The 12,832-nt window shown below is 69.6% G+C and carries 10 protein-coding genes, 1 tRNA gene, 1 pseudogene and 1 CRISPR repeat array; of the genes and pseudogenes, 7 read left to right on the top strand and 5 right to left on the bottom strand.

The features are described 5' to 3' along the window. Positions 1 to 16: 16 nt before the first annotated feature. The 7 genes from casA to cas2e are packed head-to-tail and all read left to right on the top strand — an operon-like array spanning position 17 to position 6,227. Positions 17 to 1,678 (top strand): type I-E CRISPR-associated protein Cse1/CasA, encoded by a 1,662-nt coding sequence (casA, locus tag Asi03nite_RS09665; protein WP_203678222.1) that lies wholly within the window; start codon positions 17 to 19, stop codon positions 1,676 to 1,678. Next, complete coding sequence (casB, locus tag Asi03nite_RS09660) at positions 1,675 to 2,319, top strand: type I-E CRISPR-associated protein Cse2/CasB (protein WP_203678221.1); 645 nt, start codon at positions 1,675 to 1,677, stop codon at positions 2,317 to 2,319. Before casA ends, casB begins: the two co-directional genes overlap by 4 nt. Further along, the gene (gene cas7e, locus Asi03nite_RS09655) at positions 2,316 to 3,455 is read left to right on the top strand and encodes a type I-E CRISPR-associated protein Cas7/Cse4/CasC (RefSeq protein WP_203678220.1); all 1,140 of its coding nucleotides are present in this window, start codon (positions 2,316 to 2,318) and stop codon (positions 3,453 to 3,455) included. Before casB ends, cas7e begins: the two co-directional genes overlap by 4 nt. Next, positions 3,452 to 4,225, top strand: a complete 774-nt coding sequence (cas5e, locus tag Asi03nite_RS09650) for a type I-E CRISPR-associated protein Cas5/CasD (protein ID WP_203678219.1) — start codon at positions 3,452 to 3,454, stop codon at positions 4,223 to 4,225. Before cas7e ends, cas5e begins: the two co-directional genes overlap by 4 nt. A gap of 9 nt (positions 4,226 to 4,234) precedes the next feature. Then, a complete protein-coding gene (gene cas6e, locus Asi03nite_RS09645; protein WP_203678218.1) occupies positions 4,235 to 4,957 on the top strand; it encodes a type I-E CRISPR-associated protein Cas6/Cse3/CasE in 723 nt (240 codons plus the stop codon). Then, a complete protein-coding gene (cas1e, locus tag Asi03nite_RS09640; protein WP_203678217.1) occupies positions 4,957 to 5,952 on the top strand; it encodes a type I-E CRISPR-associated endonuclease Cas1e in 996 nt (331 codons plus the stop codon). Before cas6e ends, cas1e begins: the two co-directional genes overlap by 1 nt. Next, a complete protein-coding gene (gene cas2e, locus Asi03nite_RS09635) occupies positions 5,949 to 6,227 on the top strand; it encodes a type I-E CRISPR-associated endoribonuclease Cas2e (RefSeq protein WP_203678216.1) in 279 nt (92 codons plus the stop codon). The genes cas1e and cas2e overlap by 4 nt, the downstream gene beginning before the upstream one ends. 18 nt (positions 6,228 to 6,245) lie before the next feature. Then, positions 6,246 to 8,469: a CRISPR direct-repeat array (repeat unit 28 nt; unit sequence GTCGTCCCCGCACGCGCGGGGGTCTTCC). 33 nt (positions 8,470 to 8,502) lie between these two features. Here cas2e and Asi03nite_RS39080 read toward each other — a convergent pair. The 5 genes and pseudogenes from Asi03nite_RS39080 to Asi03nite_RS09610 all read right to left on the bottom strand — a co-directional run. Beyond that, positions 8,503 to 8,854 (bottom strand): annotated as a pseudogene (locus tag Asi03nite_RS39080) (helix-turn-helix domain-containing protein); the annotation flags it as partial. A gap of 179 nt (positions 8,855 to 9,033) precedes the next feature. Continuing rightward, positions 9,034 to 9,108, bottom strand: a tRNA-Val gene (locus tag Asi03nite_RS09625). A 328-nt stretch (positions 9,109 to 9,436) separates the two neighbouring features. Next, the gene (locus Asi03nite_RS09620; protein WP_275409352.1) at positions 9,437 to 9,895 is read right to left on the bottom strand and encodes a peroxiredoxin; all 459 of its coding nucleotides are present in this window, start codon (positions 9,893 to 9,895) and stop codon (positions 9,437 to 9,439) included. Positions 9,896 to 9,972: 77 nt separating this feature from the next. After that, positions 9,973 to 10,404, bottom strand: coding sequence for a DUF3052 domain-containing protein (locus Asi03nite_RS09615; RefSeq protein WP_203678214.1), 432 nt, complete (start codon positions 10,402 to 10,404; stop codon positions 9,973 to 9,975). Positions 10,405 to 10,512: 108 nt separating this feature from the next. Beyond that, complete coding sequence (locus Asi03nite_RS09610; RefSeq protein WP_203678213.1) at positions 10,513 to 12,747, bottom strand: transketolase C-terminal domain-containing protein; 2,235 nt, start codon at positions 12,745 to 12,747, stop codon at positions 10,513 to 10,515. Between the last annotated feature and the right edge of the window lie 85 nt (positions 12,748 to 12,832).

Raw genomic sequence — 12,832 nt, 5'->3', positions numbered from 1 at the left:
ACTAGTTAGGAAAGTCATGAGCGGGTTCAATCTCGTGATCGACCCCTGGATTCCGGTACTGACCGAACAGGGTCCTACCGAAGTCTCGCTCTCGGAGTGCCTGATCGGTGCGCCTGGCTATCTCGGCCTGGCGCTGGATTCGCCGCTCGAGGCGGTGGCCTTGCTCCGCCAGGTGCTGCTCCCGGCCTACCTCGATGCGGTATTCCAGGAGCCGGGATGTGATCCCCCAGCTGACGCAGAACAGTGGGCCGAGCTTTGGTCAGCCGAAACTCTGGACCGGTGGCCGTCATGGTGTTCACCTGGGAGCGCCATGCCGCCGCCGATCACCAGCTACCTGGAACGCTACCGTGACCGCTTCGAGGTCTTCGGTGAGTCTCCCTTCGCCCAGGTGGCGGGACTGCGTACGGCCAATGATGCGACGAAGCCGGTGTCCTTGCTGCTGGCGTCCGCGGCGACCGGGAACAACGTGCCGCTGTTCTCCGCCCGGACGGAAGCCGAGGCTCCGGCCTTGTCAGCAGGCGCCGCCATCCGTGCGGTTCTTGCCACCCACTGCTGGGACACAGCGGGGATCAAGTCGGGAGCCGCCGACGATCCGGCCGTGAAGGCAGGCAAGACCACCGGCAACCAGGTCGGCCCGCTCGGCTCCATCGGGGTTGTCGTGCCGCTGGGCCGGACTCTGGCAGAGACGATCCTTCTGCACCTGCGGTGCACCAGCGGCTTGGAACCTGAGGACCGACCGCAGTGGCGACGCGACGAGATCGAACAGAGCAAGCCGCCGTCGGCTTGGCAGGTACGCGATCCGCAAGGACTGCTCGACCTGCTCACCTGGCAGGCTCGCCGGATCAGACTCGTGCCGGAGCAGAGCCCGGAGGGAATCCGAGTCCGTCAGGTGGTGCTTTCTGCCGGCGACCGGATGCACAGCACCCCACAGATCGAACCGCACTGCGCGTGGCGTACTTCCAAGCAGACGAAGCACCAGGTACCGGTCCGGCACTCCGCCGGGCAGGCCGCATGGCGCGGCATGCTGCCGATGCTCTCAGCCAGCGGCAGGCCGACCGCGTACGGGTCCAGCAGTAGAACGCTGGTGCACATTCGTGACATGCAGTACCGCGACGTGCTGCCGGCCGACTATCCGCTTCGGGTCTTGTGTGTCGGCATGACGTACGGCACCCAGAACGCCGTGGTCGAAGACGTGGTCACGGATCTGCTTCCGGTCCCCGTCGCCGCACTCGACGACTCCAGCGACGCCTACCAGCTGATCGAAGAAATCGTGCAGCAGGCCGAAGAACTGCGCCAGGCGCTGAACCGACTCGGTGACGACCTGCGGGCGGCCGCGGGCGGTGAGCGGCTGCCGTGGGACCGCGGCCACCGCATGGGCGACCAGATGATGCACGACCTCAACCGCCCGGCCAGGGAGGCGCTCTCGGCCCTGCAACACAACCCCTCGGACACGGAAGACATTCGTGAGGTCTGGCTGCGCGCTGCGCGCAAGGTCGCATGGGAAACGGCAGAGCCATTGCTCGACCGCACTCCGCCGCAGGCGTTCCTCGGTCGTGTCGTCAAGAACCAGCACCCGCAGCGCACGGCGACCGCTGAACTGTGGTTCGTCAGCGCAGTCACGAAAGTCCTCGGGCGACCGGAGCGCGAGACCCGATCGGGAGGGGCACAGGCACGATGAGCAGCGATTCGCGAGAATCCCGTTTCTACTGGACCCGCCACACTACCGGTGACGGACGGTGGATCCGCGCTGGTGACGGCAACGGAATGCCACCCGGCGCGGACCTTGCCAAGCTGCGGCGTGGCCTCGGCCGCGAGCCAGGGGATGTGCCGGAGATGTGGCGTTTCTACACAACCTTGAACCGGGAGGGCAACAAGACCGCTTGGCTTGCGGGGGAACACGACGCCTTGGCACTTTTCGCCCTGCACCAGCAGTCGCAGTCTCGGCCGATGCATCGTGCTGGGGTGGGGCTCGGAACCGCCGTCCGAGCCCTGCGGAATTTCAACGGTGATGGCGCTCAAAAACAAAGCAACGACCGTGGGACACCGAAGCAGGACCGGATCGAGGCCGTCGACCGTAGATTCGCCGCGGCCGCGACTGCCAGCAGCCGCAGCGAATTGGTTCTGCACCTGCGGGGACTCATCACCCAACTGCGCGGGGTCGGCCAAGGGCTTGATTACACCGCTCTGCACAAGGACCTGGCCAATTGGGAGAAGCCTGAGGAGGCTTCGAAGATCCGCCGCCGATGGGGATCGCAGTATTTCGTCGATCGCACCATCAGCAAGCCATCCGCGAGCTCCGCCGAGGAGGACCAGAAGTGAAGAAGCCTGTTTACGTCGACGTCCACATCATTCAGACGCTGCCACCGTCGAACGTCAACCGGGACGACGCCGGAAGCCCGAAACAGGCCACGTATGGCGGCGTGCGTCGCGCGCGGGTGTCATCCCAGGCTTGGAAACGAGCCACCCGGTCGGCCTTCGCTGACCGCCTCAATCTGCCCGACGAGAAACTGGGCACCCGTTCCAAGCGGATCGGACGACAGCTCGGCGATCGAATCGCCGCTCGGACCGGGCTATCCGCTCAGGAGAGCCGACGCCTGGCAGATGCTCTTCTGAGCCAACTAGGACTCACCGCGAGCAAGAAGAAGGCCGAAGAGAGCTCCTACCTGCTGTTCTACGGGCGGCATCAACTGGACCGCATCGTCGACCTGGTCGCTGACCGGGTGGAGGAACTCGCCGCTCTTCCCGACGATGCGCTTTCCAAGGCGGCCACCGGCAAGGAGCTCAACATCCTGCCGATCCTCACCAGTGGGCACCCGATCGACGTCGCATTGTTCGGTCGGATGGTCGCCGACCTGCCGAACCTGAACGTCGATGCCGCCACGCAGGTCGCACATGCCATCAGCACCCATGCCGCCGAAATCGAATTCGACTATTTCACCGCGGTCGATGACGCGAACACCGACGACGCCGGGGCGGGAATGATTGGCACGGTCGAATTCACTTCGGCCACGCTCTACCGGTTCGCGACCGTCGGAGTGCACCAGCTCCTGGAGAACCTCGACGGCGACCTGGAGGCCGCTCAGGCAGCCCTCGCCGCGTTCCTCGAAGCCTTCGCATACTCAATTCCCAGCGGCCACCGCAACAGCTTCGCTCATCAGACCCTCCCGCAACTGCTGAGCGTCGTGGTCCGTACCGACCAGCCGGTCAATCTTGTCTCCGCCTTCGAAAAACCCATTGATTCGCGCGAAGGCATCGCCGCCAAATCCATCGACCTTCTTGATCAGGAGCTTTCCGGGGCGGCCGAGAACTGGGGCGCGCACCCGGCGGCGGTCATCTCCGTCTATCGCCGCGACATGCTTCCCGAGCCGAAGAAGCTGGGACCGGTGCACACGTTCGCCAACCTGATCACCGCAGTCCGCGACACGGTCGGCGCCCACCTGGCGGGGCAGCCGTGAACACCGCGTTGACGCCACCGCGCTGCCTCGTCCTGCGTCTGGCGGCACCGCTGCAATCCTGGGGAGGGCCGAGCCGTTTCAACCGCCGTGACACCATGCCGGAACCGACCAAGGGCGGGATCGTGGGCCTGCTTGCTGCCGCACAGGGACGGCGCCGACAGGACCCGATCGAGGATCTGCTCGGTCTGAGCCTCGGTGTGCGCACCGACCGGCCGGGCAGCCTGCTCCGCGATTACCACACGGCGAGCAACCTCGACGGAAGTCCGTTGCCATCGGCGCAGACGAACAACCGGGGGCGGCAGAAAGCCACCTCCCCGGCCAAGAACACGTACGTCACCACGCGCTACTACCTGCAGGACGCCGTCTTCGTCGCGGCTGTACACGGGCCGCTCGAGCTGCTCGGCGCGCTGACCGCCGCGCTGGCCAACCCCAGATTCCCCTTGGCGCTGGGACGCCGCTCCTGCCCGCCCACACAACCGCTGGTCCTTCCGTACACCGGCCCGGACAAACCTCTGTGGCCAGGCACCCTCACCGAGGTTCTGCAAGCAGTACCTCGCCAGGGAGGACGTCTCGGCGGTAGGCGGCCATTGGCCGCGACCATTGACGACCCGGCCGGCGACGAGGTGCGGATCGATGTCCCGCGCACCTTCGACCCGAAGAATCGCAGCTACGCCACCAGGACCGTACGCAATATCTGGGTCGACCCTCCATCGGACGCGCCGGCTGAGGCAAGCCCCGACGACCACGATCCGTTCGCCCTCACCTATTAGCGAGCCGCCATGCCTTACCTGTCACGCATCTGGCTGAACCCGCTGCGCACCACCACGCAGGCGTATCTGCGCAACCCCCAGACCGTGCACGCCGCAACGCTCGGAGGATTCAGCGCACCGGGCGACCATGAACGGGTCCTGTGGCGTCTTGAGAGTGCCCCCGACAGCCGGCACCGACTTCAGCTCATCGTTCTGACACGCGGCCGTCCGTCCTGGGAGCACATCGTCGAGCAGGCCGGCTGGCCGGACAGCGACGAGCCGCAGATCCTCGTCCGGCCGTACGAACCAGTCCTGGCCGCTGTTTCCCTAGGCCGCGAATTCGCCTTCAAGCTACGAGCCAACACCGTCGGTACGACCAAGACGCCCGACAAGCCATCGGTGACACAGAAGGAACGTCTCACCCACGATCGCCCACGAGGCGTTCGAGTCCCACACCGCACCGTATCTCACCAAATCGAATGGCTCACCAATCGGCTCGAACGATGGGGATTCGCTGCCGTCACGGGCGAGAACGACCTTCCCGCCGTACACCTGACCGCTCGTGATCGCGTCAGCTTCCGCAAGAAGAGCGGCGACCAGGTGGTCCTGCAAACCGCCACCTTCCACGGGCTCGTACGCGTCACCGACCCACAGGCCGCCCGGAATGCCCTTCTCGAGGGGGTCGGTCCCGGTAAGGCCTACGGCATGGGACTCATCACTCTGGCCCCACCCCGAGCGAGGAGCACCACCTGATGTGGTGGCTGGCCAATCCGCAAGATCTCCACCGGGTCAGCGACCGGCTCTCCACCATCTACATCGAACGATGCCACGTCGATCGTGCCGACAATGCGATCGTGCTCGTTAACCGGGAGCGAACCATCCGCGTTCCGGCCGCCATGATCGCTAGCGTCCTACTCGGGCCCGGCACCCGCATCACCCATGCGGCTGCCGCCCTGCTCGCCGACTCCGGCACCACCATCTGCTGGGTCGGCGAGCACGGAGTACGTCTCTACGCCAGTGGTCTCGGACCGTCGCGAGGCGCCGCACTCATACACCGGCAGGCGTACCTCGTCACCCGCGCCCCGCATCGCCTGGCCGTCGCCCGTGCCATGTACGCCAAACGATTTCCCGGCGAGGACGTCAGCGGCCTGAACATGCAACAGCTGCGAGGGCGCGAGGGCGCGCGAGTCAAGAAGATCTACCGTCAGCATTCCGTTCGCACCAAGGTTCCCTGGCAAGGGCGCGAATACAAGCCGGGTCAGCCGTTCGAGGCCGGCGACGACATCAACCGCCTGCTGTCTGCCGGACACGCCTGCCTCTACGCGATCTGCCACGCCGCGATCGTGGGCATCGGTGCCAGCCCCGCCCTCGGCTTCGTGCACACCGGCGGAGCCACCTCGTTCGTGCTCGACATCGCCGACCTCTACAAGGCCGAATACACGATTCCTCTCGCATTCGACCTCGCGGCGGCAGGTCACACCGACGAACGCAAAATACGTCTTGCCTTCCGCGACAAGGTGGCTGACGGCAAACTGATGGCGCAAGTCGTCAAGGACATCAAGGAGCTCCTGCTCGACGGCTCCGACAATGCCACCGAAGAAGACGCCAACCTGCTCTGGGATGAACGCGCGGGTGCAGTTCCGGGTGGCATCAACTGGGCCGGCGACTACGCGGATGACTTCGACGATGACGCGTACATCGGAGTGAGCGGTCCCGAGATCGACGAGTCGCAGCAGGTCGACTGGTGACCGTCATCGTCCTCATCGCCGCCGCGGAAGGACTTCGCGGGCACCTCACCCGCTGGATGATCGAAGTCGCTGCCGGCGTCTTTGTAGGAAACCCCAGCGCTCGTGTCCGGGACCGACTCTGGAACCTTCTCAGCGACCGCATCCACGACGGCCAAGCCATCATGATCGAACCTGCTCGAAATGAGCAAGGCTGGACAACACGGACGGCCGGTCGAGATCGTTGGCACCCTATCGATCTTGACGGACTAATCCTGATGGCGCGGCCACGCCGATAAAGGGCCAGCTCAGCAAGTGTCGTCCCCGCACGCGCGGGGGTCTTCCGATGAAACTCGCGCCGAGCCGGGCGGCGGGAATGTCGTCCCCGCACGCGCGGGGGTCTTCCGGGCGGGAAGACCGACGTGCTCGGCACGTGGAAGTCGTCCCCGCACGCGCGGGGGTCTTCCCGGAACGCTCCCTTGAGTTCGGTCTGATCTCATGTCGTCCCCGCACGCGCGGGGGTCTTCCCTGATACAGGTGCGCGGGCAGGTCGCGCCCGCAGTCGTCCCCGCACGCGCGGGGGTCTTCCCCACGCATGATCGGTGGGGCTGTAGGTGGCCGAGTCGTCCCCGCACGCGCGGGGGTCTTCCGTACTGCAGGTCGAGGCTCATCGGCTCACCTGCGTCGTCCCCGCACGCGCGGGGGTCTTCCCTTGAATCCGACGGTGACCGCGGTTGTGGGGGTGTCGTCCCCGCACGCGCGGGGGTCTTCCCCGGCGGAGGTCCGCTTCGATGGCCTCCCCGTGGTCGTCCCCGCACGCGCGGGGGTCTTCCCCAACCGGCGTTGGTGCGCGGCACCCCGTCCATGTCGTCCCCGCACGCGCGGGGGTCTTCCTACGACAGGCTCGCAGAGATCGGTGGTGGGCAGGTCGTCCCCGCACGCGCGGGGGTCTTCCCGGTTGAGGGTACCTCTGCGGCGGAGCCCATCAGTCGTCCCCGCACACGCGGGGGTCTTCCCGCGCCGGCCACCAACATCAGCACCATTTCGGGGTCGTCCCCGCACGCGCGGGGGTCTTCCGGTCACCGAGGCGGTGAGCGACTGATGCGCTTCGTCGTCCCCGCACGCGCGGGGGTCTTCCCCCCGACGTGCCGATGCCGACGCTGACCGTCCAGTCGTCCCCGCACGCGCGGGGGTCTTCCGCTCTTGGTGTCGCAGACGCCGCGGCAGACCACGTCGTCCCCGCACGCGCGGGGGTCTTCCGTCTCCATCCCCGTCGCGCTGGCCACCGCCGCCGTCGTCCCCGCACGCGCGGGGGTCTTCCTCCCGAGGAACGGATCACCGTTGCGACGGTGCGGTCGTCCCCGCACGCGCGGGGGTCTTCTCCCGGCCGGGTCTGGTCCAGCAACAGCGCGCGGGGGTCGTCCCCGCACGCGCGGGGGTCTTCCCTTCGCGCGCAAGACCAACAGCGAGGACCGGCTGTCGTCCCCGCACGCGCGGGGGTCTTCCGATCATCGCGACCGCACAGTCCTATCTAGGCGTGTCGTCCCCGCACGCGCGGGGGTCTTCCATACGATCTTCGGTCCGGGACAGCGGGGGGAGCGTCGTCCCCGCACGCGCGGGGGTCTTCCAGGTCACGCCCGCGTCAGCCCCGGTCACGCGGCGTCGTCCCCGCACGCGCGGGGGTCTTCCGCCCTTCTGCCTCGTGATGACGTGCGCGCGCTGGTCGTCCCCGCACGCGCGGGGGTCTTCCCGTCGATCCCGTCTTGATCGCGGGAGCGATCCGGTCGTCCCCGCACGCGCGGGGGTCTTCCCTTCCGGGGCAGATCATCGACCGTCCCGCGCAGGTCGTCCCCGCACGCGCGGGGGTCTTCCGTCACGACGACCGGGGCCGCCGGTCGCACGATCGTCGTCCCCGCACGCGCGGGGGTCTTCCCTCGGCCATCGGCGCGCTGAAGTGGAGCATCCTGTCGTCCCCGCACGCGCGGGGGTCTTCCCACGTCCAGCACGCCGAGGTGGACCGTGCCCGTGTCGTCCCCGCACGCGCGGGGGTCTTCCCGCCGGAGGCGACAGCGAGCGCCGGGCTGGCCAGTCGTCCCCGCACGCGCGGGGGTCTTCCGCGTCCCTCATGGCGGCCCTGGCGGTCGGTGCCGTCGTTCCCGCACGCGCGGGGGTCTTCCTTTCCGGAACGACCTGCTCAGGTGGTCCACCGGGTCGTCCCCGCACGCACGGGGGTCTTCCCCCGTTCAGCGAGGTAGTGGATCGGTACGAGGTGTCGTCCCCGCACGCGCGGGGTCTTCCGCTGACGGTGTCGCCGGGGATGCCGTTGCGCCGGTCGTCCCCGCACGCGCGGGGGTCTCCACATCCTGCGGTCGTTCGCCGAAGACGGCGGTCGTCGTCCCCGCACGCGCCGGAATCTTCCCGAGGACGCGTTCGGCGTCGACCTCGGCACCTAGTCGTCCCCGCACGCGCGGGGGTCTTCCCGAGGTCAAGATCGGCGGCGTCGTCCTGATGATGTTGTCCCCGCACGCGCGGGGGTCTTCCCGGGGCACACAGGGGTTGCATTCTTCGGAATCGGTAGGCCACGTCGTGCAGGCGGGTGTTGCGGCGCAGTTCCCTACTGATCGTAGAGGTCGACCGGCCCAGCACCTCCGCGATCGCACGCGCTCCGAGCCCGTCTCGACGCAGGGTGGCGATCCGTTGCCGTTCCAGCAGCGAGAAGTACCGTCCGCACCGCGCCGCTTCGACCAGCCGGACCGGCGGCACGCCGCCGTGCTCGGCCGGCCACCCAATAGCCGGTCTTGCGGCCGATCCCGAGGATCTTGCACGCCTGCACCGTCCGGAGACCGGCCAGGATCATCCCCCAGTACCGGGTTTCAACGTCCAACCGCCGCTTACGTCCACGTCTCGCCATCAACACGCCGATCATCATGGAGGTTGCGACGAGTACTCGAACCCAAGAACCCAAAGAGGGTCAACTTTCAGAAAGCACTGACAGCGGCATCGCCGAGCAGGTTGCCGTCCTGCCGTGGAAGAGCAACTGAGACCAAGAATGAGACCGGAGCGGACGGCCGACCCGTTCGGTGTCCGCTCCGGTGCTGCTCACGGTGGTGGGCGCGGTAGGTTTCGAACCTACGACCCCTCGCTTGTAAGGCGAGTGCTCTCCCACTGAGCTACGCGCCCGGCTACGGCTTCGCCGGAGTGGTCATCCTACCCTGCCACGGATCGCGGGCCGAGAGCGCTGCGGACCACGGACGCAGAGCGCTGCGGGCCGGGGGCCGGCGGCGCCGCGCCGCGGGCCGTAGGCGCGGGGCTCGCTGGGCCCCGGGACAGGGCTGCGGCGTCAGTGCACGGCAGCTGCGGGCGCGGGGCTCGCTGGGCCGCGGGACAGGGCTCCGGCGTCAATGCACGGCAGCTGCGGGCGCGGAGCGCAATGGCCGGCGGCACGATCCGCCAGGGTTGGACGCCGCGGCGGTCGGGACGGGTGCCGGCCGGCGGGGGTGGGGTGTGGTCACACGGTGGCCAGGGCGGCGCGCCAGGCGGACTGGTCGCGGGACTCGCCGGGACCGGTCATCTCGGCGAAGAGGATCACGCCTTCGGGTGAGATCAGGAACGTGCCGCGGTTGGCGAAGCCGGTCTGCTCGTTGAAGACTCCGTAGGCGCGGGCCACCTCCCCGTGCGGCCAGAAGTCGGCGAGCAGGGGGAACTCGAAGCCCTCCTGCTCCGCCCAGACCTTGTGGCTGTAGACCGAGTCGACGCTGGCGGTGAGCACCTGGACCCGCTCGTTCGCGTAGTCGCCCAGGTGCTCCTGGATCTCGGTCAGCTCCCCGTGGCAGCGCCGGCTGAAGGCGAGCGGGTAGAAGACCAGCAGCACCGCCTTGCGGCCGCGGAAGCCGCCGAGGCGTACCTCCTGGTTGTTCTGGTCCTTGAGCAGGAAATCCGGCGCCGGCGCGCCCACCTCGATCGGCACCCGGCCAAGCCTAGTCATGCCTGTCGGCCGGCGCCCGCGAGGGGACGCCGACCTGGGGGTGGGGATCGAGCGGTGAGCTACTTCTTCTTGGCGCCCCGCGGGGAGACGAGTCGAGCCCCGGTCCAGTCCTTGCCGGCGTTCACCGTCGAGGTCTGCTGCAGGCCGGCGGTGGGCGCCGACTCGCTGATCTCGCTCGGTTCGACGTGCCCGTCGCGGCCGGCCTTCGGGGTCAGCAGCCACACCACGCCGTTGTCGGCGAGGGGGCCGAGGGCATCGGTGAGCAGCTCGAACAGGTCACCGTCGCCGTCGCGGTACCACAACAGCACCGCATCGACGACCTCGTCGGTGTCCTCGTCGACCAATTCACCGACGCGTTCGGTCAGGGCGTCACGGAGTTCCTCGTCGACGTCGTCGTCGTAACCCATCTCCATGACCACCATGTTCGGCTCGAAGCCGAACCGGTCCGCCAGGCTGCGTACGCCGTCGGCCTGACCCGCGGTCGCGCTCACTGTCCAAATCCTCCTAGCCGTGAAATGCATCAAAAACGCACCGGAACCTGGGGGTAGTCCACACACTCCGGGCCCCCGGCGCAAGTGGCGCACCGAGTGTGTGGCAATTTACCGCGCCAGCAGGGCCTGGGCACCCTGTGTGATGGCATCCTCCCCCACCAGCACGTGTTGTGCCGCCGGCCCCAGCGGGACCGGGGCGTCGGCCGCGGCCACCCGGCGCGCGGACCCGACGAACGCCCCGTCGACCAGCGCCGCCAGCACGCCCTCGCCGACCCCGCCGGAGCGGCGGGTCTCGTCGACGATCAGCACCCGGCCCGTGGCCAGCGACTCGCGCACCAGGTCAGCGACGGGAAGCGGGCTCAGCCAGCGTAGATCGACCACCCGGGTGCCGTACCCGTCGGCGGCCAGCCGGGCCGCGACTCGCAGGGACATCCGCACACCGCCACCGTACGTGACGATGGTCAGGTCCTGCCCCGTGCCCAGGGTGTAGATGCGCGCGCGACCGATCGGGGCGTGCTCGCCGGCCCACCGGTCGGGGCCCGGATAGACCGCCAGCCACTCGTTGTCGCCTTGCTGATAGAGGTCCCTCGTCTGATACAGCGCGGCCGGCTCCAGGAAGACGCAGACGCTGCCGTCCACCTCGGCGGCGGCCAGGCAGGTGCGCAGCATCGGGGCGGCGTCCTGGGCCCGGGCCGGCACCGCGACGACCAGACCGGGCACGTCCCGCAGCACCGCCAGCGAGTTGTCGTTGGCCAGCGGGCCACCCAGCCCGAACGGGTCGGCCAGCGCCGGGACGCGCAGCACCAGCGGGTTGCGGTAGGCGCCGGAGGAGAGGAACGACATGGTCGCCGCCTCCATCCGCAGCTGGTCCTCGCCGCTGTGCAGGGCGGCCAGGCCGGGCAGCTCGGGCACCGGGAGCAGGCCGGCCAGCCCGGCGCCGAGCGCCAGCCCGAGCACGCTGGTGGCGTCCGGCGGGGTGTCGAAGACCCGGTCGCCGCCGCGCTCGTGCAGCCCGGCGGTGACCCCGTGGCGCCCGCCGCGGGTGGCGCCGGGGCCGAAGACCCGCAGCTGCGGGCGGGCGGCGAGGGCGTCGGTCAGGGTGGCGTTGAGGGTCTGCGCCAGGGTCATCGGGCCGGCCTGCTCGGGCAGGCGGCCGCCGAAGACCCGGGACCGGTTCGCCGCGGCCGGCCCGGTGGCCCGGCCCGCGGCGTCGGCGATCGCGTGCGCCACCCGCAGCGGCCGGCGCGGGGCCAGCGCGGCCACGATCTCGCCGACGGTGGCCAGTTTCGGCTCGCCGAGCACCTCCTCGGCGGCCTTGCGGACCTGCCAGCCGACCTCGTCGTACCGGGTGATCACGTCGTCCGGGCCGAGCAGGCCGGCCTCGACCAGCAGCCGGGCGGTGCCGGCCAGCGGGTCGCGGTCCAGGCCGGCGCCGGGTTCCGGGTCGCCGGGGTCGCCCAGCAGGCGCACCGTGCCCAGGTGCAGCACCGCGGGGCGGCGCTCGCGGCGCACGTACTGCGCCGCCTCGGCCGCGGCGTCGAACGTGGCCGCCAGGTCGCAGCCGTCCGCGGCGGAGTACCGCACCCCCGGCCGGCCGCGGAGCACCGCCGCCACCCAGCCGTCCTCGGCCGGCCCGCCGGGCGCGTCGTCCTCGCAGACGTCGTCCTCGCAGACCAGGAGCAGGGGGATCGGCTGCCCGGCCCGGTCGTGCCAGCCGGCCGCGTGCAGGGCCGCGACGGCGCCCGGCTGGTCGGCCCCGTCGTCGCCGAAGGTGGCCGCCACGATGGCGTCGGCGGGCCAGCGCGGATCGGGTGAGCGGCTCAGGCCGTACGCCAGTCCGACAGCTCTCGGCAGATGGCCCGCCGGCGTCGAGACCACCGGGACCAGGTGCAGCGCGGCGTTGCCGAAGACCTTGTCGCGGCCGCCGCTGATCGGGTCCCGGACCGACGCCACGACCCCGCGCAGGATGTCGCGGGCGGCGTCCTCCAGCCGCTGGGCGCGGTTCTCCGGGGACGAGCGGGCGGCCCGTACGCAATAGAAGGCGGCGGCCCGGTCGTGCGGCAGCGCCGGGTCGTCGTCGCGCAGCGCCGCGGCGACCGCCGCGTTCCCCTCGTGGCCGGCCGAGCCGACGGTGTGGAAGCCTTCGTTGAAGCTGCGCAGCCAGCGCGCGGCGAGGTCGAGGTGACGGCTGGTGAGCTGGGCGTCGAAGAGTTCCAGGGCACGGGCGCCGGTCAGCGCGGAGCCGTCGCGGACCGGGTCGCCGGGGGCGCGCCGGTGCTCCGGGGTGCGCAGGGCCGAGACCGCTTCGCGGAACCGCTCGTCGAGGTTTTGCGGGGTGGTCACGAAATCAGCATCGCGGACCCGGGCGAGCCGTGCCACCCGCCGGAAGCCCGATCATCGATGTCGATCTTCCGGCTAGGCTCGTCGG

The organism is Actinoplanes siamensis, from assembly GCF_016862395.1.
GTDB classification, from domain to species: Bacteria; Actinomycetota; Actinomycetes; order Mycobacteriales; family Micromonosporaceae; genus Actinoplanes; species Actinoplanes siamensis.
Note: the sequence above shows the minus strand (reverse complement) of the source record. Positions and strands in the feature narration are given on the sequence as shown.